General features: G+C 61.7%; 15 protein-coding genes and 2 tRNA genes. 5 read left to right on the top strand and 12 right to left on the bottom strand.

Features of this window, described 5'->3' with window-relative positions; all coding sequences use genetic code 11:
- Positions 1–201 precede the first annotated feature (201 nt).
- From RAM15_RS04515 to RAM15_RS04525, 3 genes are all read left to right on the top strand, one after another.
- Entirely contained in the window at positions 202–2,676 is a 2,475-nt protein-coding gene (locus tag RAM15_RS04515; RefSeq protein WP_306220946.1) for a phosphoketolase, read from the top strand.
- A 126-nt stretch (positions 2,677–2,802) separates the two neighbouring features.
- On the top strand, positions 2,803–4,491 hold the full coding sequence (pta, locus tag RAM15_RS04520; protein ID WP_306220947.1) for a phosphate acetyltransferase: 1,689 nt from the start codon (positions 2,803–2,805) through the stop codon (positions 4,489–4,491).
- Positions 4,492–4,680: 189 nt separating this feature from the next.
- Positions 4,681–5,907, top strand: a complete 1,227-nt coding sequence (locus RAM15_RS04525) for an acetate/propionate family kinase (protein WP_306220948.1) — start codon at positions 4,681–4,683, stop codon at positions 5,905–5,907.
- A 157-nt stretch (positions 5,908–6,064) separates the two neighbouring features.
- On the opposite strand, the gene hisN is transcribed toward RAM15_RS04525, so the two are convergent.
- Together hisN and aroA are read right to left on the bottom strand one after the other, a co-directional pair.
- Positions 6,065–6,865, bottom strand: coding sequence for a histidinol-phosphatase (hisN, locus tag RAM15_RS04530; protein WP_306220949.1), 801 nt, complete (start codon positions 6,863–6,865; stop codon positions 6,065–6,067).
- Positions 6,866–6,897: 32 nt separating this feature from the next.
- The gene (aroA, locus tag RAM15_RS04535; protein WP_372338637.1) at positions 6,898–8,253 is read right to left on the bottom strand and encodes a 3-phosphoshikimate 1-carboxyvinyltransferase; all 1,356 of its coding nucleotides are present in this window, start codon (positions 8,251–8,253) and stop codon (positions 6,898–6,900) included.
- A gap of 118 nt (positions 8,254–8,371) precedes the next feature.
- On the opposite strand from aroA, the gene RAM15_RS04540 reads away from it, so the two are divergent.
- A tRNA-Pro gene (locus tag RAM15_RS04540) sits at positions 8,372–8,445 on the top strand.
- Here the strand turns inward: RAM15_RS04540 and RAM15_RS04545 are convergent.
- The 9 genes from RAM15_RS04545 to RAM15_RS04585 all read right to left on the bottom strand — a co-directional run bounded on the left by RAM15_RS04545 (position 8,437) and on the right by RAM15_RS04585 (position 17,482).
- A complete protein-coding gene (locus RAM15_RS04545; RefSeq protein ID WP_306220951.1) occupies positions 8,437–9,723 on the bottom strand; it encodes an MFS transporter in 1,287 nt (428 codons plus the stop codon). The genes RAM15_RS04540 and RAM15_RS04545 overlap by 9 nt on opposite strands.
- 13 nt (positions 9,724–9,736) lie before the next feature.
- A complete protein-coding gene (locus RAM15_RS04550) occupies positions 9,737–10,432 on the bottom strand; it encodes an ABC transporter permease (RefSeq protein ID WP_306220952.1) in 696 nt (231 codons plus the stop codon).
- A gap of 1 nt (position 10,433) precedes the next feature.
- A complete protein-coding gene (locus RAM15_RS04555; protein ID WP_306220953.1) occupies positions 10,434–11,165 on the bottom strand; it encodes an ABC transporter ATP-binding protein in 732 nt (243 codons plus the stop codon).
- Positions 11,166–11,281: 116 nt separating this feature from the next.
- Positions 11,282–11,995, bottom strand: coding sequence for a TetR/AcrR family transcriptional regulator (locus RAM15_RS04560; protein ID WP_306220954.1), 714 nt, complete (start codon positions 11,993–11,995; stop codon positions 11,282–11,284).
- 128 nt (positions 11,996–12,123) lie between these two features.
- A complete protein-coding gene (locus RAM15_RS04565; RefSeq protein ID WP_306220955.1) occupies positions 12,124–12,807 on the bottom strand; it encodes an NUDIX hydrolase in 684 nt (227 codons plus the stop codon).
- A gap of 35 nt (positions 12,808–12,842) precedes the next feature.
- On the bottom strand, positions 12,843–13,760 hold the full coding sequence (locus RAM15_RS04570) for a Nif3-like dinuclear metal center hexameric protein (protein WP_306220956.1): 918 nt from the start codon (positions 13,758–13,760) through the stop codon (positions 12,843–12,845).
- Positions 13,761–13,809: 49 nt separating this feature from the next.
- Positions 13,810–16,704 carry a DNA polymerase I gene (gene polA / locus RAM15_RS04575; protein ID WP_306220957.1) on the bottom strand — a complete coding sequence of 965 codons (2,895 nt, stop codon included), beginning with the start codon at positions 16,702–16,704 and terminating at the stop codon, positions 13,810–13,812.
- A 7-nt stretch (positions 16,705–16,711) separates the two neighbouring features.
- Positions 16,712–17,344, bottom strand: coding sequence for an ANTAR domain-containing response regulator (locus tag RAM15_RS04580; protein ID WP_197071164.1), 633 nt, complete (start codon positions 17,342–17,344; stop codon positions 16,712–16,714).
- Between the two features lie 64 nt (positions 17,345–17,408).
- Positions 17,409–17,482 (bottom strand) — tRNA-Leu (locus RAM15_RS04585).
- 121 nt (positions 17,483–17,603) lie between these two features.
- On the opposite strand from RAM15_RS04585, the gene RAM15_RS04590 reads away from it, so the two are divergent.
- Positions 17,604–18,197, top strand: a complete 594-nt coding sequence (locus tag RAM15_RS04590; protein ID WP_024627356.1) for an NUDIX domain-containing protein — start codon at positions 17,604–17,606, stop codon at positions 18,195–18,197.
- A 149-nt stretch (positions 18,198–18,346) separates the two neighbouring features.
- On the opposite strand, the gene pyk is transcribed toward RAM15_RS04590, so the two are convergent.
- Complete coding sequence (gene pyk, locus RAM15_RS04595; protein WP_306220958.1) at positions 18,347–19,789, bottom strand: pyruvate kinase; 1,443 nt, start codon at positions 19,787–19,789, stop codon at positions 18,347–18,349.
- Positions 19,790–19,816 lie beyond the last annotated feature (27 nt).

A 19,816-nucleotide genomic window follows, 5' to 3' on the forward strand; every position in this document is an offset into this window, starting at 1 on the left:
GGAAATTCAAGTCTGCAAGCAGACAATTCCCTCGCATTTTCTCACAAGAGCGAACACACACTGCAAGAAAACGTTCAGAAAAGTCTGCTCGTTCACGTACCATGTAGGCATTGGGTACGAACCCGACGGATGCCTGAAATGACACCGTACGAGCCCGTAACCGAGGTAAATAAACAATCGCACTATAGTGCAGGAGTACACATGACGAATCCTGTTATCGGCACCCCTTGGGCGAAGCTGGAGACCCCAATCGCCGAGGAGACCCTCGAGGCCGTCGACAAGTATTGGCGGGCGGCCAACTATCTTTCCATCGGACAGATTTATCTTCGCAGCAACCCCCTGATGAAGGAGCCCTTCACTCGGGAGGATGTCAAGCATCGTCTGGTCGGCCACTGGGGCACCACCCCCGGCCTGAACTTCCTGCTGGGCCATATCAACCGTCTGATCGCCGACCATCAGCAGAACACCGTAATCATCATGGGCCCCGGCCACGGCGGCCCCGCCGGCACCTCGCAGTCCTACCTGGACGGCACCTACAGCGAGTACTACCCCAAGATCACCAACGATGAGGCTGGCCTGCAGAAGTTCTTCCGCCAGTTCTCCTACCCGGGCGGCATCCCCTCCCACTTCGCGCCTGAGACCCCCGGGTCCATCCACGAGGGCGGCGAGCTGGGCTATGCCCTCTCCCACGCCTACGGCGCCATCATGAACAACCCCAGCCTCTTCGTGCCCTGCATCGTGGGCGACGGCGAGGCCGAGACCGGCCCTCTGGCCACCGGCTGGCAGTCCAACAAGCTGGTCAACCCCCGCACCGACGGCATCGTCCTGCCCATCCTGCATCTGAACGGCTACAAGATCGCCAACCCGACCATCCTCTCGCGCATCTCCGACGAGGAGCTGCATGAGTACTTCCATGGCATGGGTTATGAGCCCTTCGAGTTCGTTGCAGGGTTCGACGACGAGGACCATCTGTCCATCCACCGTCGCTTCGCCGACATGCTGGAGACCGTCTTCGACAAGATCTGCGACATCAAGGCCCGGGCCGAAACCGACGACATGACCCGTCCCTTCTACCCCATGATCATCTTCCGCACCCCCAAGGGCTGGACCTGCCCCAAGTTCATCGACGGCAAGAAGACCGAGGGATCCTGGCGCGCCCACCAGGTGCCGCTGACCTCCGCCCGCGACACCGAGGCCCACTTCCAGATCCTCAAGAACTGGCTGGCCTCCTACAAGCCCGAGGAGCTCTTCGACGAGAAGGGCACCCTGCGTCCCGAGGTCACCAGCTTCATGCCCAAGGGCGACCTGCGCATCGGCGAGAACCCCAACGCCAACGGCGGCCGGCTGCTCAAGCCGCTTGAGCTGCCTGACATCCACGACTACGAGATCGACATCAAGAAGCACGGCCACGGCTGGGGCGCCACCGAGGCCACCCGCGTCCTGGGCTACTACACCCGCGACGTACTGGCCAAGAACCCCACTGACTTCCGCATCTTCGGGCCCGATGAGACGGCTTCCAACCGTCTGGCCGCTGCCTACGAAGTGACCAACAAGCAGTGGGATGCCGACTACCTGTCGGAGCTGACCGACGAGCATATGGCCCACACCGGCCAGGTCATCGAGCAGCTCTCCGAGCACCAGATGGAAGGCTTCCTGGAGGGATACCTGCTGACCGGGCGCCACGGCATCTGGAGCTCCTACGAGTCCTTCGTGCACGTCATCGACTCCATGATCAACCAGCACGCCAAGTGGCTGGAGGCCACCGTCCGCGAAATCCCGTGGCGCAAGCCCATCGCCGGACTGAACCTCCTGGTCACCTCGCACGTCTGGCGTCAGGACCACAACGGGTTCTCCCACCAGGATCCCGGCTTCGTCGACATCCTGCTGAACAAGAACTTCAACAACGATCACGTGGTCAACATCTACTTCCCCGCCGATGCCAACATGCTGCTGAACGTGGGCGAGCGTTGCTACAAGTCGACCAACTGCATCAACGCCATCTTCGCCGGCAAGCAGCCCGCCGCCACCTACCAGAGCGTGGACGAGGCCGCCGCCGAGCTGGAGAAGGGGGCCGCCCGTTGGGATTGGGCCTCCAACGCCAAGGATGCCGAGGATGCTGATGTCGTCATCGCCACCGCGGGCGACATCCCCACCCAGGAGGCCCTGGCCGCCGACGACATGCTGCAGAAGCTGGGCCTCAAGGTTCAGTTCGTCAACGTGGTCGACCTGCTGAAGATCCAGGACACCGAGGAGAACGATCAGGCCCTGTCCGACGAGGAGTTCACCGAGCTCTTCAGCAAGGACAAGCCGGTCCTGTTCGCCTTCCACGCCTACCCCGGCTCCATCTACCGCCTAATCCACGGACGTCCCAACCACGACAACTTCTCCGTGCACGGCTACGAGGAGCAGGGCTCCACCACCACGCCATTCGACATGGTGCGCGTCAACAACATGGATCGTTGGTGCCTGGCCGCCTCCGCCCTGAAGTTGGTGGATACCGGCAAGTACGCCGACCAGATCGACAAGTGGACCAAGTTCCGCGACGAGGCCTTCCAGTTCGCCGTGGACAAGGGCTACGACCACCCCGATTACACCGATTGGGTCTGGCCCGATGCCAACCGCGCCGGCCAGGAGACCATCTCCGCCACCGCCGCGACCGCCGGAGACAACGAGTGATACGCTGATCCGACCCTGAAACCGCCCGTCATGCGCAGCCCGCATGGCGGGCGGTTTCTGTATACTGGACAAGGTTGTGAACAAAGCAGTCATCAAGGCAACCACATCCGGACAGGAGAAGACACAGTGAGTCTTGCAAGCATCACCATCATCAGCCCAGAAGCCGCCAACGGCCGCAATGTCGTGGCCTACGGCCTGACCAAGGCCCTGAGCGCCAAAGCCAAAACGGCCGTATTCAGGCCAATCGCCTGCAGGAAGCACCCATTGACCCCGGAACTGGTTGCAGCCAGCTCATTCCCCGATACGGATCCAGAGATCTGCCGTGGCAAGTGCCCCGGGCACGCCACTGAAGATCCCATGCAGACCCGGGCCGATGTCCTCAACGCCTATGACGGGCTGGTGGAGGCCACCCATCCCGAGCGCGTCCTGATCGTGGGCAGTGATGCCTCGAAGCTCTTCGACCCCGGCCTGTTTGCCCTGAACGCGCAGATCGCCGCCGACCTGAGGTCCCCGGTCATGCTGGCCGTCTGCACCATCGGCAGGGAACCCGGTCAGGTCATGAAGACCGTGGCTGCCTGCCGCCGGACCATCGAGGCCCAGGGAGCCGTGCTTGCCGGAATCTTCATCACCGGATGCCAGCCTGAACAGAAGGCGCCTCTTGCTCAGGCCTTCCAAGAGTATGATCTGCCGACCTGGACCGTCTCCAAGATGGACTTCGACACGGATCCGTCCGCCGATCAGGCCCGCCAGGCCACCAGCCAGACATTCCAGCAGGAGGTGGACGTCGACCAGGTGCTGAAGGCCGCCGACGCCGCCAGCCCCAAGGCCACCACTCCTGTAGCCTTCCAGAACGATCTGCTGGCCAAGGCCAAGGCCAACAGGAAGACCATAGTCCTGCCCGAAGGCGGCGAGGACCGCATCATCAAGGCGGCCGACTACCTGCTGGCCCGCAACATCGTTGACCTGATCATCGTGGGCGACAAGGATTCCATTCTGGCCCGCGGCAAGGAGCTTGGCCTCAACAACCTGGACAAGGCCTCCTTCCAGCCCATGGACGACGAGCAGGTGCTGGCACCCATGGTCGATCGCCTCTGCCAGCTGCGCGCCAAGAAGGGCATGACCCCGGAGCAGGCACGCAAGCAGCTGGCGGATCCCTCCTACTTCGGCACCATGCTGGTGGTGCTGGGCAAGGCCGACGGCCTGGTGTCCGGCTCCATCAACTCAACCGCCAACACGGTCCGCCCAGCCCTGCAGGTGATCAAGACCAAGCCGGGCGCCTCGCTGGTCTCCGGAGCCTTCCTCATGTGCTTCCCCGACCATGTGGCGGTCTTCGCCGACTGCGCCATCAACCTCAACCCGTCGTCCGAACAACTGGCTGACATAGCCATTCAGTCGGCCCAGACGGCCCGCTCCTTCGGCGTGGAACCGCGCGTGGGCATGCTCTCCTACTCCACCCTGGGCTCGGGCAAGGGCCCGGATGTGGACCTGGTGGAAGAGGCCACCCGCCTGGCCAAGGAGAAGGCGCCGGACCTGCCCATCGTGGGCCCCATCCAGTTCGATGCGGCCTGGTCCCCCACTGTGGCGGCCACCAAGGCCAAGGGCGATCCGGTCGCCGGAACGGTCAACGTCTTCGTCTTCCCCAGCCTGAGTGCCGGCAACATCGGCTACAAGGCCGTACAGCGCACCTCGGGCGCCCTGGCCATCGGACCGGTGCTGCAGGGGCTGAACAAGCCGGTCAACGACCTCTCGCGCGGTGCCCTGGTAGCTGACATCATCAACACCGTGGCTCTGACCGCCGTCGAGGCCCAGGACTGACGACCGTCTTATAACGTCTATGCAAACCTCTGGGGCTGCTGCTGGATCCTATCTTCAAGAAGGTTCCGGCAGCAGCCCCAAAATCATGTCGGCCTGGCTATATACCGCGCCTTGTAAGGGCCGACGAGTAATCTTGAAGACTGATTGAGGAGCGCAGGCTCTATACAAGCACATCAGGAGGATGCCCCAATGGCGAAAACCGTCCTAGTCATCAATTCGGGTTCAAGCTCGATCAAGTACCAGCTGGTCGATCTGGAGACCAGCCAGAGCCTGGCCTCGGGTCTGGTCGAGAAGATCGGCGAGCCCACCGACGGCCACTACAAGCACGAGGTCAACGGCGAGAAGCATGAGCTTGAGGAGCCCATCCACGACCATGAGACCGGACTCAAGCGCGTCCTGGGCTTCTTCAAGGAGTATGGCCCTGATCTGGACAAGGCCGGCATCATCGCTGTTGGCCACCGTGTCGTCCAGGGTGGAGCCATCTTCCCCAAGCCTGCCCTCCTGACCAAGAAGACCCTGAGCCAGGTCAAGGATCTGGCCGTGCTGGCCCCCCTGCACAACGGACCCGAGGCTGAGGGCGCCGAGGTCATGAGCCGGCTGATGCCGCAGACCCCCCAGGTCTTCGTCTTCGACTCCTCCTTCTTCTTCGAACTGCCCAAGAAGGCCTCCACCTACGCCCTCAACAAGGACATCGCCAAGCAGTACCACATCCGTCGCTATGGCGCCCACGGCACCAGCCACCAGTATGTGGGCCAGCTGGTTCCCGGCCTGCTGGGTAAGCCCGCAGAAGGCCTGCGGCAGATCGTCCTGCACATCGGCAACGGGGCTTCCGCTTCGGCGCAGGTCTCCGGGCATCCCGTCGAGACCTCCATGGGCCTGACCCCTCTGGAGGGCCTGGTCATGGGCGGGCGCACCGGCGACATCGACCCTGCCGTTGTCTTCCACCTGATCCGCAACGCCCACATGAGCGTTGACGAGCTGGACACCCTCTTCAACAAGCGCTCCGGCATGACCGGCCTGACCGGCCACGGCGACATGCGCGAGGTCCACAAGCTGATCGCCGAGGGCGACGAGGATGCCAAGCTGGCCCTGGATATCTACATCCACCGCATTGTCGGCTACATCGGCAACTACACGGCCCAGATGGGCGGCCTGGATGCCATTACCTTCACGGCCGGAGTGGGCGAAAACGATGAAATCGTGCGCCGTCGGGTCATCGAGCAGCTGGCACCCTTCGGCGTGAAGCTGGACCAGGAGAAGAACGACCAGCGGTCCAAGGAGGCCCGAATCATTTCCACCCCCGACAGCACGGTCGCCGTCTGCGTCATCCCCACCAACGAGGAACTCTCCATCGCCCGCCAGGCCGAGGTCGTCGCCAGCCAGGGCGATGCCTACGGCAACAAGTTCCAGGCCTGACCGTTGACCGGACCTTTCCCCTCAATCTGATTGATGATTGAATGAGGGATGATTGAGTTCAAGGTTTGGTTCTAGGAACCTGGTCCTAAGAGCAGAAAGAGGCCGGCGACCACAGCAATGCATGTGGTCACCGACCTTTTTCTATATATCGTTTGGGTCAGTCCCCCAAAGCCGCCAGTGCCTCCTTGTGCAGAAGACCGTTGCTGGCTAGACCATTGCCACCCCATGGACCCGGGTTGCCTGCCAGGTCGGTAAAGCTGCCGCCTGCTTCGGTCACGATGGGAACCAGCGCACCCATGTCATAGAGGTCAAGTTCCGGCTCGGCCGCCAGGTCGATGGCACCCTGGGCCAGGAGCATGTACTGCCAGAAGTCGCCGAATCCGCGCAGACGCCAGATCCGGTCAGTCAGGTCGAGAAGCCGCTCCCGGCGGCCTATGGCCTTCCACCCTGTCAGCGATGACAAGGACATGGAAGCGTCTTCCATCCGATCCACTCTTGATACGTGGATGGCCTTGGGGGCCTCGCCCTGGCGCGCCATGTAGGCTCCCTGACCCTGCGCAGCATACCAACGGGTGCCCAGCATGGGGGCCGATACCGCGCCGACCACCATCTGGTGGTCTACCTCCAAGCCGATCAGGGTCGCCCAGACGGGGACCCCGCGCACATAGTTCTTGGTCCCGTCAATCGGATCGATGATCCACCGCCTGCCGTTGGACTCCTGCTTTCCCAGCTCCTCGGCATAGATGGTATCGTCCGGCCTAGCCCGGGCCAGCACGCGACGAATCACCGCCTCCGCCTCTTTGTCGGCCTGAGTGACCGGGGTATTGTCCGACTTGCGTTCCACGTGAAGATCCGGCGACTTGAAATAGCCCATGGTGACCTGATCCGCCTGGTCGGCCATGGCGATGGCCAGGTCCAGATCCTCCTGCCAGGTCTGCCCTTCAGCCTCGATGCTCATAACACGGCTCCTTTCGCTCGAATCACTGTAGCTCAGCCTTGGTCCTCGCCTGCCAGCATCCGCTTCCACATCCCCGGGAAGTCGGGCATGGTCTTGGCCGTGGTGCCGATGTTGCGCACCCTGATGCCAGGTATCCTGAGCCCGATCATGGCGGCAAAGGTGGCCATGCGATGGTCGGCATAAGTCTCCATGACGGCCCCGTGCATGCTCTGAACAGGCACAGGCTCGATGGCCAGGCCATCATCCAGTTCGCGAGCCTGACCGCCTATTCTGGTGATTTCGGTGGCCAATGCCTTCAGCCGATTGGTCTCATGACCGCGCAGGTGGCCGATGCCGTGCAGGCGGCTGGGTCCGTCGGCAAAGACCAGGATTGCTGCAATCGAGGGAACAATCTCGCCCGCCGGGGAAAGGTCGAAGTCGCCGAGTCCATGGATGGCTTCCCTACCGGTCACCCTGCAGGCGGGACTGCCCTGCCCGTCGGGAACCATGTCTACCTGCGCACCCATGGTCCCCAGATACCCGGGCAGCAAGCCACCTGGCTGGGTGGTATGCTCTGGCCAGTTGGGCACGCTGACCTGCCCGCCTCCGATCAGGGCCGCTCCCAGGAAGGGGGCCGCATTCGACAGGTCGGGCTCCACCTGGACCTGATCAGGCAGCCCTGTCCCTGCAGTCCCTCTGCCCTCAACGCTCCACCTGCAGCGGTCGGGATTGGCCCGGACCTGGACTCCGGCCTGACGCAGGTCCTCAACGGTCATCGCGATATGCGGAAGACTGGGCAGAAGCTGACCAGAGTGGACGATGGTCGTCGGGCCATCAGCCCTGGCAGCCAGCAGCAGGAGGCCGGAAATGAACTGCGAAGATGCAGATGAGTCGATGGTCACCTCCCTGCCCACCAGGCGATCCGGCGGTGTGAGCACAAAGGGCAGGAAGCCCTCCTGGCCCAGGTACTCGATCCTGGCTCCCAGCTGGGTCAGCCCCTCCAGCAGAGGTCTCATGGGACGGCGATAGGCCTGCTCGTCTCCGTCAAATCGTGTGGGGCCATCAGCCAGCATGGCCAGGCCCGGCACAAAACGCATGACGGTTCCGGCCAGTCCGCAGTCCACGCGAGTGCCACCGCGGAATCGCCCGCCTGCCGGTGGAGTGACGGTCACATTCGTAGCCTTGTTCGGGTCAACCCGACAGTCCACGCCGAGAGCCTCCAGGGCCTGAATCATCAGGTCCGTATCACGCGATCTGAGCAAACCAGTCAGCCTGACCGGACGACTTCCCAGGGCCGCCAGAATCAGATACCTGTTCGAGAGGGACTTACTCCCCGGTATGGTCACCGTTGCATCCAAAGGACTATCGGCCTGCGGTGCCGCCCATGTCTCTTCCACTGTCATGGTCACAATGGTAACCGCAGGCGCAGAGCTGTTCTTGCTCCCTGCTCACCCCCACAGGACCGGCCGGGACCCGACCCTGTGCTATATTGATACATTGTGCCCATACGGTGATGCCTATGGGTGCCGGGCTATAGCGCAGCTTGGTAGCGCGCCTGCTTTGGGTGCAGGATGTCGCCGGTTCAAATCCGGCTAGCCCGACTTTTGCCTTCGTCCCATGTCGGGAGTTGGATCCCTGGCGTTCATGCCCAGCAATCCCACAGAGAAAATCGCCAGAGCAAGAAGGCCCGTCAGGCTCGCATAAATCGACATGGTGATGGGGATGCCGACCAGATTGCCCAGCGTCAGAAAGACCATCTGCCCCAGAGGCGCTCCGATCATCATGACAGTCTGTACCACTCCCATAGTTGCAGCCAGGTGGTCCTCACCCACTGTGCTGATGAGCATGGTCATGAACCGAGGGTTGATCTTGCCCAAAAGATAGTTCATGACCAGGAGCGGGAGGAACAGCAGGGCAGGAATGTGCAGCCATACCAGGTTGATCCCTACCATGGCGGCTGCGGCCATGACTCCGGTCAGCAGGTGGGCCATGGGCAGCCGCCTGAGTGGATCTGCGGCAAGGAGTGCGCCAAGGATAAGTCCCAGCGAGGAGATGCCGTTGACGGCGGCTATGGTCGTGCCGTAGCTTCCCCACCAGACCTCGGGCATGGAGATAAGCCCCAGATTGAGCAGGGGCTGCAGAGCCGTCCCCAGAAGGTTGACCAGACAGCCGAAGCCTACCATCATGACCAGGAATGTAGAGCTGCGGAACTCCCCCAAGGCCATACGGAGGCTGGAGGACAGGCCCACATGCTTGCCCACAGGTGAACCATTGCCTGTGACCTCCGCCCTGGCGAATGCCTTATAGCCAATGGCCACCAAAATTCCCGCCAGCAGAAAGGTGGCAGCATTGATCAGCGCGAATACAGCGAATCTATTGCCCAGGATAGCGATCAACACCGCACCTCCGCCTGCACTGATGACAGCCGCGACATTGGATGCAGCGGAGGTGATTGAGGTCGCCTGATGGAGCTGGCCTGGCTGGACCAGGTGTTTGAGGACCGGCATCCACAGACTGCCTGCATATCCCTCCAGCATGGAGGATGCCATGTCCATGGCAACTAGCAGCACAAAGACGGGCAGGCTCTTGGACCTGCCGATCATTATGGCCATAACCAGATAGATACACACTTGAATCAGCTTGATCACAACTTGCATCCGCGTCTTGTGCACGGTCCTGTCGGCCAGGTATCCGGTCAGGATGGCCGTCAGAGCTGGAGCCACCCAGGCCATTGAGGCTATGGAAACAGCCAGTCCGGCAAAGGGCATGGTCTGGGCATAGACGATGAAGACGATGTTGAAGAGCTCGCCTCCCACCGTATTCAACAGACTGGCCAGAACCATGGTCACAAAAGGCTTGTTCTTCAGAAGCTCCTGCATGGTCAGCCGTCGATCAGGGCAGTTCAATCTTCATGAGGGTCCGATGAAGCAGCCACCATGCCGGCAGGGAGGCCAGAAAGATGATCAGAAGTAGCAGAGCAGACAGTAGCGGGGACAGGGAGAGCAGGTTGCCCACTACAGCGTCCAGCAGGAGCAGGACCGCGAACATGATGGGCAGCGAACGCTTCCAGAAGCCTATAGAGAGGGCGATGCCAACCAACCCCACCAGTCCGGCAAGGCTGGTAACCAGCATGAGGAGAACCTGTTCAAGCAGACTGCCTGGCGAGCCCGTTCCAAGCGAACCCACAAGACGGTCGATCAGTAGCATGACGGTCAGGGTGATGGCCGTCCCAGACAAGTAGGAGAGCGCAGTGAAGAGGCCGACGAAGATCAACTTGGCCAGCAGGATTCGGCTTCGCGATATGGGCAATGAGAGGGTGAGCGCCAGGTTCCTCCCCGTATAGGGCTCAATGAAGACCAGGTTGCAGAGGGCAGCAGCCACCAGGGAGAAGCCCACCAGAAGGATGACCAGGGCCATCTGCAGCACGAAGGCCAGGCTTGACAACCGAGGATCTGACCGTCCGCTAGTGTGGCCAATGGCCAGGAACATGCCTCCCAGAGCCAATGCTGCAGCTACTACTGCCAGTCCTCCGAAGATGCAGGGCCAAAGCCTTGTCTTTTTCAGTTCCAATTTCAACAGCGTCTTCATATCAACCCTCCATAGCCTTGATCAGAGTTCGCTCGGCGGCCTCCTGGCCCTGATTGATCAGTTCCGGCATACTGGCCCGCAGGCTGACTCTGCCGTCCGCCACGACCATCACGTGGTCGGCCGTGCGCAACACTTCGGAGAGAATGTGGCTGGAAAAGAGGATTGCACTCCCCTGGGCTGCCAGGCTGCGCAGGCTATCTCGCAGCTGTCCGATGGCCACAGGGTCCAGTCCGTTGAGCGGCTCGTCCAGTAGGTAAAGGTCAGGATGATGGCCCATGCACCTGGCCAGGGCCAGCCTCTGCCTCATGCCCATGGAATACCTGCCGACAGGCGTGGCTGAGTCGGCGGCCAAACCGACCTTCTCCAAAAGTTGGCTGATCCCCGTAGGCTCGGCATCCCTATGCTCCCGGTCTGCCAATGACAGGTAGGTCAGGTCAATCTCAAGATTCTCCCTAGCGCTGAGGGACTCATAAAAGACCGGCTCGTTGATGAACACTCCCATCCTGGCCAGATTGCCCGGGTAGTCTTCGCTCAGAGGCCTCCCCAGAAAACAGACTCTGCCGCCGACAGGCCTCTGCATTCCGGTCAGGATCTTCAACAGCGTGGACTTGCCAGCCCCGTTGGCACCTAGCAAGCCCAGAATCTCGCCCTGCCCCAGGGTCAAATCCAGTCCGGACAGCACCTCCCTGCCTTCAAACACTTGGACAATTCCGTCCGCCTCCAGCAGCTCCATAAAACTCCTTTCAAAAATACCAATGGTATGTTTGGTGGAAACAAAAACCAGTACTCGTTGAGTGCCCGAATCTTGCTAGTAGCCAGAGCCCTCTGGCCTTAAGAGATCTATCAGCTCTAAGAGACCCCTTGATCCCGATTCTTGTCAGATTTCTCTTGCGTGGACTCCCCGCCGGTGGCAGTCAAAGGATTGCTCTTCAGATGCGCATGCAAGTGCACGGCCGCATGAATAACCCGATCATCGATGAGCGGCGCCCCTATTCCCTTGAGCATATCGGCCAGCAGGGTGAACTTGGAGACCACCTGGTCCCGGGTCATGGTCGAGAATCGAATCCCTATCCACATGTTGAGCAGGATATAAAGCACCTGGGCCAGATCCTCAGGATTGCAAGGGGCGATAGAACCGTCCTCCATGCCTTCACGGACATAGGGGGTGATCACGTCCACAATCCTGTCCATGGATTTCAGGTACATCTGGCCTACCATTCGGGGACTCTTCAGCAGGGTTCTGGCGGAAAAGGTGACATCGAGACGCGAGTAGGCCGACAAGGAGGCAATCAGCTCGTTGCGCAGCTTGTCCAGCCCGGTTTCGCCCGGCCAGTCCCCCAGCCAGTCACCTTGGGATGAGGACGAGGCCATGCGCTCGGTAACTGCGTGGAAAATAGCCGTCTTAGAGGGGAAATGGTAGTAAACCGCTCCCTTAGTCATGCCGCCCAGACCATCGACGATGTCCTGGATGCTGGTTCCGTCGTAACCCTTTTCCAGAAAGAGCCGCTGCGCTACATCGAGGATCTGATTGCGATGTCCTTCAGGATCCTTCGGCGTGCCCATGCAGTGCTCCTCTTCCTGTCAGCGCAACAATGCCTGATCATTCTGACCTGACCATCTTTTCTGACAAGAACCTATCATACCACCGGTATGTTCTACTCGCCCAATCACAGGCGTTGATGCCTGGGACCTTAATCCTTCTGCAGGCGACGGATGGCCTCATGCTGAATGGCCACCACTGCCTTGGCATCGGCGACTCCAGCTGCGCAGAGCTCCTGCCAGGAGACCCAGGCCGACTGGATATGCTCGCCCGGGTCGAAGTCGGTGGATCCTTGATGCCAGCGACGCAGATGCAGGACCACGATGTGGCCGAGCTCGTCGCTCATGCCTAGGGAGGAGTAGACATCGGGAGCAGCATCGATCCAACCGTCTTCAGGATTCAGATGGCTTTCTGAGGCCGGTGCGCCCTCAGGTCCAGGCACCAGACCAGTCTCCTCACGCAGCTCGCGCAGGACAGCCTTGACAGGGCTCTCCCCCGGGTCGATGAAACCGGCTGGCAGGCCGAAGACATAGGCCTGGGCGCCCACCCGGTATTCGCGGGTCAGCAGATAGGCATCGGCAGCGCAGTCGTGTACCAGCATGACCACGCAGGGGTCGTGACGGATGAGCTGCCGATCGATGGTTTCCTTGGAACCGTCGCGCCGGAACATAGCCACCTGCTGCTGGTCGATAACGAATATCGGGCCGCGGAAGACCTCCCTGTCATCCATCAACTCGGGAGCGCGGGTCATATCGATGCCCTTGGGTCCCTGTCCATCGCGGCCGTCCAGCCTGGCAGCCAATCGTGCCTGCAGATCCTGTGCTTCATCGCTCATGAAATCACTCCTCCTCAACCATCAACCCTCAGCTGTCAACGCATCACTATGGTCCAGGGATCGGTGACGATGGACGAAACCTCCACCTGCGGGCGAACACCGGTGGCCGTCTCCATAGCCCCGGCGATGTCTCCCTTGGCGTAGCGGAACCAGAGGCTCTCAATTGCCGAGTGCGGGGTGTTGATCAGCATGGGTCTGGGTTGATTGGGCCGACCGGCCATCCGGGCCTCATAGAGCGCCTGTTGGTAGGCATCCGTGGCAGGGTGATGGCGCAAATCGCTGGTGATGTAGACATCGGCCCCCGTGGACCGAACCAGGTCGAACTCGGAGTCCCCCGAGCCGGGCAGCAGGGCGACTGTGGAGACCATGGCATCGGACGGACCGACCGCCTGAACACCCAGAGCCGTCCTGGGCAGGAGATTCGCCACCGTATGAACCAAATTCTCAAATGGCATGGGCTTGGGAAGCCGTCCCCAACGACCCAGGCCTACCTGGATCCCCTGATCGGCGTGCAGGTCGCGGTTTGAGACCGGCTGAGGGGCCAGCGGTCGCGCATCCTGCAGGCCCAGGGCATCGGCAGCCGCCTGGGCCACGCCACGGTAGGCGGCATCAGCGTTGGTATGCCCCACCCAGAGCCCGCAATAGCCCTCGATCAGCCTGGTTATCATATCCCCGCGGAAGCCCAGGCCGGAAACCTGGTGGACTGATCTGAAGAAAAGCGGATGGTGAGTGATCAGCAGGTCGGCCTTGTGATCCAGGGCCTCCTGAACCACATCGGGCCGAGGGTCCACAGCGCACCAGATCCGTCTGACCGGCCAGGACGGATCCCCCGCCACCAAACCCGGATGGTCCCATTCCTCCGCGTAATCCAGTGGGTAAAGCCCCTCTAGCAGATCCACCACCTGACCCAGGGGCACTGAAGGCCTCTGGGCCTCATCCTGTTCATCAGACATGACGATCCCTCCTCGGATCCTGCTGGGCCCAGGCCACCCCCGTGTCAGGTCAGTGAGCAGCCAGCTCCCAGTCCTGGCCGATGCCGGTGGACACGTCCAGGGGCACAGCCAATTCAACGGCATGTTCCATGGAATCCTTGACCAGCTTGGTGGCCTTGTCGGTCTCTCCGGGAGCTATTTCCACCAGCAGTTCATCGTGGATCTGCAGAGAGATGCGGCTCTTCAGCCCCTGGTCGGACAAGGCACGGCTGGCCTTGATCATGGCGATCTTCATAATGTCGGCAGCCGACCCTTGGATGGGCGCGTTCAGGGCGGCCCTCTCGGCGGCCTCGCGGGTGGGACGGCGCTTGGATCGCAGCCCAGGGAAGTAGCGCCGCCGCCCGAACATGGTCTCGGTGTAGCCCTTCTCCCGGGCGTCGGCCACCAGGGACTCCAGGTACTCATGGACCTTGCCGAAGGTGGCGAAGTACTTGGCGCGCAGCACGTCGGCCGCAGCCGGGCTGATCTTGAGCTGCTGGGCCAGGCCGTAGGTGCTCAGTCCATAGGCCAGGCCGTAGCTCATGGCCTTCACGTGGGAGCGCTGGTCTCCCGTGACCTCCTCCATGGGGATGTCATAGACCAGGCTGGCCACGTACCGGTGGAAGTCGGCGCCAGACTTGAAGGCATCGATCAGGGCCTGGTCCCCGGAAAGATGGGCCATGATCCGCAGCTCCACCTGGGAGTAGTCCGAGGAGAGCAGCGCCTCGTAGCCGCTGCCAGGCACGAAGGCCGAGCGGATCTCGCGGCCCCGGGCATCCCGGTTGGGGATGTTCTGCAGGTTGGGATCCACCGAGCTCAGCCGACCAGTGGCGGCCACGGTCTGCTCGTAGGTGGTGTGCAGCCGTCCATCCCGGAGATTGACAGCCTCGCGCAGGGTCTGCACGATCTGCTTGAGCTTGTTAGTCTCCCTGTGCTTGAGCAGGGCGCCCAGGAAGTCGTTGGCCCGCTCGTTGTTGACCGACTTGATGTACAGGTCCTGCAGGACTGAGACGTTGGTCGAATAGGAGCCGGTCTTGGTCCTGTGGGTGGGCACCAGGCCCATGTCGTCGAAGAGCACCTTGCTCAGCTGCTTGGGGCTCTGCAGGTTGACACGGCTGCCGGCCCTATCCCAGGCGATTTCCTGGGCCTGGCGGGCCTCGGCGGCGAACCGGTCGTGCATCTCCTTCAGGCGGGCATCATCCACCTTGGCGCCCTCGGTCTCCATCTGCGCCAGGACTGCGGAGGTGGGCAGCTCTATGGTGCGCAGCAGGCCGTACTGGTGGCGCTCGTCCATCAGCTCCTGCAGCCGCTCGGAGACCATCATGACGTACTGGGCCTGACGCAGAATCCGGGTCCCCCGCCTGCGTTCGTCCTCTTCCTCTCGCCCGTCCAGTGCCAGGGCCCCCTGGGTAGCCTCGGGCTCCTCCTCTACTGGGATGGCCAGGAAATGGGCGACGGCCTGTTCCAGGTTGTCGGCATGAAAATCAGGCTCAGCCAGATAGCCTGCCAGCTTAGTGTCGAACAGGGGTAGGGGCATGTGCAGCCCCTGGCTCTCCAGGAGGTGCAGGTGCTCCTTGTAGCCATGGACCACGCAGGTGCCGATCCGCTGGTCGATCAGCTCCTGGATGGCCCCACGCATGTCTTCGTCTATGTCTTCTGCCATCAGGACCAGGCCGTGCCCGTCCATGGAGAGAATGGCCAGCTCCTCCAGGCCATAGTCGCCGTGCTTGGCCCAGCCGATGGCGTGGAGAACCCAGTGCTCCTTCATGGCCTCGCTGCAGCGCATGGCATTCTGGTCGGAGTCGCCGATGTCCTTGATTTTGTCCAAGGAATCGGCCATGGCCTTGACATGGTCCGCCGAACGCCGGCAGAGAGCCTTGTCCGGCAGATGCTTCTGGCACCAGTCCCGCAGCTGGTCGGCGGACTCCGCCTTATCGCGCTCGGGCTGGACGAACTCCTCCTGCTTGTTGCTGACATCAACCAGTGCCGAGGCTGGAGAATAATCGTAATCGGCTACCGTGTTGAATCCGCGCAGGATCTTCTTGCGAGTCTGCGGGCCGAACTGCAGCTGCTCGAAGATGGGCAGCACCTGATCCGTATGGATGGTGCCGAAACGCAGATCCTCCACCTTCACGCCCAGATCCAGATCCCGCACCAGGGCATTGACCTTCCGGTTGAGCCGCACCTGGTCGGCGTTCTCCGCCAGGGCCTGGCCCTTCTTGCCGCCGATCTCGTCGGCGTGCTCCAGAATGGAATCCAGCGATCCGTACTTGTTGATCCACTTGGCGGCATAGCCGTCGCCCACGCCCGGCACTCCGGGGATGTTGTCGGCCCCTTCGCCGCGCATGGCGGCCAGGTCCGGATACTGCTGCGGGGTCACCTTGTAGCGGTCCATAATGGCCTGGGGGGTCATGTGCTTGAGGTTCTTGAAGTGGTGGCCGGGGTAGAGCACGGTGATGTCGTCGTCCACCAGCTGGAAGGCATCCCGGTCCCCTGACAGGACCAGGGTCTTGAATCCGGCCTGCTCCCCCATGGTGGCCAGCGTGCCGATGATGTCGTCGCCCTCGTAACCGGGCTTTTCGATATAGGTGATGCCCAGGCCCTTGAGCAGGTCCTGGATCAGGGGCAGCTGGGTCAGCAGCTCCTTGGGGGCGGCTTCACGGGTGCCCTTGTACTGGGGCAGCATGGCATTGCGGAAGGTGCCGCCCTTGACGTCAAAGGCCACGCCCATATGGGTGGGCTTCTCCTTGGCCATGACATCCGCCAGCATGGTGGCAAATCCCCACACCGCGTTGGTGGGCTGCCCGGTCGAGGTGGTGAAACTCTCGACGGGAAGGGCATAGAAGGCCCGGAAGGCCAGCGAATGTCCGTCGACGACCAGCAGGGTGCGGCCGTCCTTGTCCTGCTTCTTCGTCTGGTCTTCCATGGGAGGGCTAACGGTCGTTCTGGTTGGCCACGTTGTTGATGACCACGTCGGCCACCTCCTGCATGGTCAGCCTGCGGTCCATGGAGGTCTTCTGGATCCAGCGGAAGGCCTCGGACTCGGTCATGCCCATGCTCTCCATGAGCAGACCCTTGGCCCTGTCCACCCGCTTGCGGGCCTCGAAACGGGCCTTCATGTCGGTGACCTCGTCCTTCAGGGCGTTGATCTGGTCAAAGCGCGAGATAGCCACCTCAAGGGCCGGCAGCAGCTTTTCAGGAGCGAAAGGCTTGACCACGTAGGCCATGGCTCCTGCATCAGCCGCCTTCTCAACCAGGCTTTGCTGGGAGAACGCCGTCAGCATAACCACCGGAGCCAGGTTCTCCTTGCCGATCTCAGTGGCGGCGGTAATGCCGTCAGTGCCGGGCATCTTCACATCCATGACCACCACGTCGGGCCTCAGCTCGCGAGTCAGATCAATGGCCTCCTGGCCGCTGGCCGCCTGGCCGACCACGTCATAGCCGGCATCCTCGAGAGCTTCGACGGTATCGAGCCTGATCAAAGCCTCGTCCTCCGCCACAACCACGGTCCGCCCTTCGGGGGAATCGCTGCGGTTCTTACTCTCTGAAGCCACTTTCAACCTCATTTCCTGAAAGTCCAACCGATCTTCACCTAAAACCGATGAGGGACGGATGGGGTTCGCTTTATCGTGCCCCCGGTGAGACTCGAACTCACACTGCACGGATTTTGAGGCCGTTTCCTCTACCAGTTGGGATACGGGGGCTTTTCGTTACCACAGAGAATCTACCATACTTTGGCGACGACGCAAGGTTATTCGTGTTGAATCTGCCTTAGAATGAAGACAGTTATGTATACAGGCACATCAGCAGTCGAAGGAGAGCATGATGACCACTCAGATCTATCGACGGTTCGATCCTTGGCGCACCTCCCCCGTCCAGGAGAAGGCCCGCAAGCAGATTATGGACAGCCACTACTTCAGCGTCGACAGGGTCACCTTTGAATCCAGCGACAATCAGACCTTCGATCGCAGCATCGTCAGCGAGAAGCATGGAGACACCATCGCCGTCCTGGCCATCACCGACGACGGGAGGATACCGCTGGTCGAGCAGTACCGTCTGCCCACCCACCGCTGGACCCTTGAGCTGCCGGCCGGGCATCCGCTCAACGACAAGGAAGCCCCCATCGATGTGGCCACCAGGCGGTTGCGCGAGGAGGCCGGATACAAGGCTGCCTCCTTTAACCAGTTCGCGAGGTTCATCAACACCCCCAGCTTCTCCACCCAGCACACCACGCTCTTCTACGCGGAGGGCCTTACCCCGGTCCAGCCGGCCAGCCTGGCACCAGAGACCCCGCACCAGAACGTGCGGCTCTTCACCGTGGATGAGGCCTACGACATGGTGATTGCAGGGACCATACTGGACGCCAAAACCACCATTGCCATCCTGCGGGCCAAAATCGGACTTTCCGACCTGCACTGAGACAGACACCCTCACACAAAGAACCGGTGGCCTCTCCCCCTGCATTTACCAACGGGGAAAGACCACCGGTTCACTGCTTCATCAGCATCTTGGGAATCTCAGGGTCCGCCTGACTGACTCAATCGACAGTCAGGCGGCAAATCCGAGAATCACTCGTTGGAGCCCACGGTGTGGACGTAGATGCAGTCGGTGTTGCCCGGCTCATGCTCGCCCTGGGCGCAGCTGAGCACCACCAGGCAGTCGCCGTCGGAGACCTTGCCCTGCTTCTTCAAGGTGGAGTCCACGAAGTTCATCAGGTCTGCGCGATTGAAGTCGTGGTAGTCCTGCCCGCAGAGGAACGCCTCGGTGCCCCAGCTCAAGGCCAGCCAATGATAGGTGTGCTCATTGGTGGTCAGTGCATAGATTGGGGCAGCCGGACGCTCGCGAGAGATCCGGTGCACGGTGTTGCCCGTCTGAGTGAAGGCCACGATGGCCTTGGCGTTGATCTTGTCGGCCAGATCCACGGCGGCGGAGGAGACGGCGCCAGAGTTGGACATATCCAGGTTGTGCATGGCCGGGATACGGTCGAAGCCGTGCGTGGTGGCGTAGTCGGAGATCCGGGCCATGGTGGAGACCGTGGTGTCGGGGTATTCGCCCACGGCGGTCTCATTGGAGGTCATGGTGGCATCGGCGCCGTCAAGAACGGCGTTGGCGCAGTCTGAGGCCTCAGCGCGGCTGGGGATGGGCGAATGCACCATGGAGCCCAGGACCTCGGTGGCGACGATGACCGGCTTGGCGTACTGACGGGCCAGCTCGATGCAGCGCTTGGTCACCAGTGGGACCTGCTCGAAGGGCATCTCCACAGCCATATCGCCGCGGGCCACCATGATGCCGTCGAAGGCCTTGACGATCTCCTCCAGGTTCTCAACAGCCTGGGGCTTCTCGATCTTGGCCACGATGGGGATGCGGCGACCCTCCTCGTCCATGATCTCGTGGGCGCGGTCGATGTCGGTGGCGAAGCGGACGAAGGACATGGCGATGATGTCGGAGCCGGTGCGGATGCCCCAGCGCAGATCCTCCTCGTCCTTTGGGGTCAGCGCCGGCAGGCTCACGGCCACACCAGGCAGGTTGATGCCTTTGTGGGAGGAGACAGGACCGGCCACGACCACCTTGGTGTGGACCTGGTTGCCCTCGACCTTGGTGACCTCCAGGCGGACCTTGCCGTCGTCGATCAGGATGGGATCGCCGGGGTGGCAGTCCCCGGGCAGACCCTTGAAAGTGGTGGAGGTCATGTGCTCGTCACCCTCGACATCGTCGGTGGTGATGATGAACTCCTGGCCCTCCTTGAGGACGACCTTGTCTTCGCCCTGCTCGTTCTTCTTGAACCAGCCACAGCGAATCTTGGGACCTTGCAGATCGACCAGGGCCGCCACATTTCGTCCAGTCTCCTTGCTGGCCTGACGGACGTTGTTGTAAACCTTGAGGTGATCTTCAGGGGTGCCGTGCGACCGGTTGAGCCTGGCCACATCCATGCCGGCCTTGACCAGCTTGGTAATGTTTTCCAGAGACTCCGAAGCCGGCCCGATGGTGTCGACGATCTTGGCTTTGCGCATATGCTACCTGCCTGTTCTTTTTCCTGT

The sequence above is a fragment of the Bifidobacterium asteroides genome (assembly GCF_030758775.1).
Taxonomy (GTDB): Bacteria; Actinomycetota; Actinomycetes; order Actinomycetales; family Bifidobacteriaceae; genus Bombiscardovia; species Bombiscardovia kimbladii.

Bases quoted from the DNA above. Each gene is read 5' to 3' on its own strand.
- RAM15_RS04545 (WP_306220951.1), bottom strand. From the start codon at position 9,723: ATGCAGGAGCTTCTGAAGAACAAGCCTTTTGTGACCATGGTTCTGGCC.
- RAM15_RS04570 (WP_306220956.1), bottom strand. From the start codon at position 13,760: ATGTCTGATGAACAGGATGAGGCCCAGAGGCCTTCAGTGCCCCTGGGT.
- RAM15_RS04590 (WP_024627356.1), top strand. From the start codon at position 17,604: ATGACCACTCAGATCTATCGACGGTTCGATCCTTGGCGCACCTCCCCC.
- RAM15_RS04565 (WP_306220955.1), bottom strand. From the start codon at position 12,807: ATGAGCGATGAAGCACAGGATCTGCAGGCACGATTGGCTGCCAGGCTG.
- pyk (WP_306220958.1), bottom strand. From the start codon at position 19,789: ATGCGCAAAGCCAAGATCGTCGACACCATCGGGCCGGCTTCGGAGTCT.
- RAM15_RS04550 (WP_306220952.1), bottom strand. From the start codon at position 10,432: ATGAAGACGCTGTTGAAATTGGAACTGAAAAAGACAAGGCTTTGGCCC.
- hisN (WP_306220949.1), bottom strand. From the start codon at position 6,865: ATGAGCATCGAGGCTGAAGGGCAGACCTGGCAGGAGGATCTGGACCTG.
- RAM15_RS04515 (WP_306220946.1), top strand. From the start codon at position 202: ATGACGAATCCTGTTATCGGCACCCCTTGGGCGAAGCTGGAGACCCCA.
- RAM15_RS04560 (WP_306220954.1), bottom strand. From the start codon at position 11,995: ATGGGCACGCCGAAGGATCCTGAAGGACATCGCAATCAGATCCTCGAT.
- RAM15_RS04525 (WP_306220948.1), top strand. From the start codon at position 4,681: ATGGCGAAAACCGTCCTAGTCATCAATTCGGGTTCAAGCTCGATCAAG.
- polA (WP_306220957.1), bottom strand. From the start codon at position 16,704: ATGGAAGACCAGACGAAGAAGCAGGACAAGGACGGCCGCACCCTGCTG.
- RAM15_RS04555 (WP_306220953.1), bottom strand. From the start codon at position 11,165: ATGGAGCTGCTGGAGGCGGACGGAATTGTCCAAGTGTTTGAAGGCAGG.
- RAM15_RS04580 (WP_197071164.1), bottom strand. From the start codon at position 17,344: ATGAGGTTGAAAGTGGCTTCAGAGAGTAAGAACCGCAGCGATTCCCCC.